This window comes from Vibrio anguillarum, assembly GCF_001989995.2.
Lineage (GTDB): Bacteria > Pseudomonadota > Gammaproteobacteria > Enterobacterales > Vibrionaceae > Vibrio > Vibrio anguillarum.
In genome coordinates this window covers 1-1721 of record NZ_JAHGUP010000061.1, presented here as the reverse complement: position 1 = coordinate 1721, position 1721 = coordinate 1, and the positions used below count along the sequence as shown (strand labels likewise).

The 1721-nt window shown below is 52.8% G+C and carries 1 protein-coding gene; it reads left to right on the top strand.

The window, feature by feature from the left end; translation table 11 throughout:
* Window positions 1-1721, top strand: a 1721-nt coding sequence (tkt, locus tag PL85_RS13880; RefSeq protein WP_215809357.1) for a transketolase, incomplete at both ends; no start/stop codon positions are given.

The following is a 1721-nucleotide window of genomic DNA, read 5'->3' as shown; positions in this document are numbered from 1 at the left end:
GCCAATGCCATCCGTGCTCTTAGTATGGACGGTGTTCAACAAGCTAACTCTGGTCACCCTGGTGCACCGATGGGTATGGCGGATATCGCTGAAGTGCTTTGGCGTAGCCACTTAAACCATAACCCACAAAACCCACAATGGGCTGACCGCGACCGTTTTGTGCTGTCAAACGGCCACGGCTCAATGCTGATTTACTCTTTATTGCACCTGAGCGGTTACGCGCTGTCGATTGATGATTTGAAAAACTTCCGTCAATTGCACTCAAAAACACCGGGTCACCCAGAATACGGTTACGCGCCGGGCATTGAAACCACCACGGGCCCACTAGGCCAAGGTATTACCAATGCGGTCGGCATGGCGATGGCTGAAAAAGCACTGGCGGCGCAGTTCAACAAACCGGGTCACGACATCGTTGACCACTTCACTTATGTGTTCATGGGTGATGGTTGTTTGATGGAAGGCATCTCGCACGAGGCGTGTTCTCTGGCGGGCACTCTGGGCCTTGGCAAACTGATTGCGTTTTGGGATGACAACGGCATCTCTATCGATGGTCATGTAGAAGGCTGGTTCTCTGATGATACGCCAAAACGTTTTGAAGCGTACGGCTGGCATGTTATTGCTGCGGTTGATGGCCATAACGCTGAAGCGATTAATGCCGCGATTGAGGCTGCGAAAGCAGACCCTCGTCCAACCTTGATTTGCACCAAAACCATCATCGGTTTTGGTTCGCCAAACAAAGCGGGCTCACACGACTGTCACGGTGCCCCTTTAGGCGCTGAAGAAATCAAAGCAGCGCGTGAATTCCTGGGTTGGCCGCATGCACCTTTCCACATCCCTGCCGACATTTACGCGCAGTGGGATGCCAAAGAAGCTGGCCAAGCGAAAGAAACCGATTGGAACGCCAAGTTTGATGCCTACGCCGCCGCTTACCCAGCCGAAGCCGCTGAGTTCAAACGCCGCGTAAATGGCGAGTTGCCAGCAGAATGGGAAGCGAAAGCGAGTCAAATTATCGCTGACCTTCAAGCTAACCCAGCCAATATTGCGTCACGTAAAGCCTCACAAAATGCGCTGGAAGCGTTTGGTAAAATGCTGCCAGAATTTATGGGCGGCTCGGCGGACTTGGCACCGTCTAACCTCACCATGTGGTCGGGCTCTCAATCGCTCACGGCGGAAGACTTCTCGGGTAACTACATTCACTATGGTGTGCGTGAATTCGGTATGACTGCCATCATGAATGGTATCGCGCTGCACGGTGGCTTCGTTCCTTACGGCGCAACCTTCCTGATGTTTATGGAATACGCCCGTAATGCAATGCGAATGGCCGCGCTGATGAAGATTCAGAACATCCAAGTCTACACCCATGACTCGATTGGTTTGGGTGAAGATGGCCCAACCCATCAACCGGTTGAGCAAGTGGCTTCACTGCGTTTGACACCGAACATGAGCACATGGCGTCCGTGTGACCAAGTGGAATCAGCCGTCGCATGGAAGTTGGCGATTGAGCGTAAAGATGGCCCATCAGCGCTGATTTTCTCTCGTCAAAACCTAGCGCAGCAACCACGTAGCGAAGCGCAAGTTGCGGATATCGCGAAAGGTGGTTACATCCTAAAAGAGTGCGCTGGTCAGCCTGAGCTTATCCTGATTGCCACTGGCTCTGAAGTTGAACTGGCGGTAAAAGCCGCAGAGCAACTTACAGCCGAAGGTAAGAAAGTGCGCGTAGT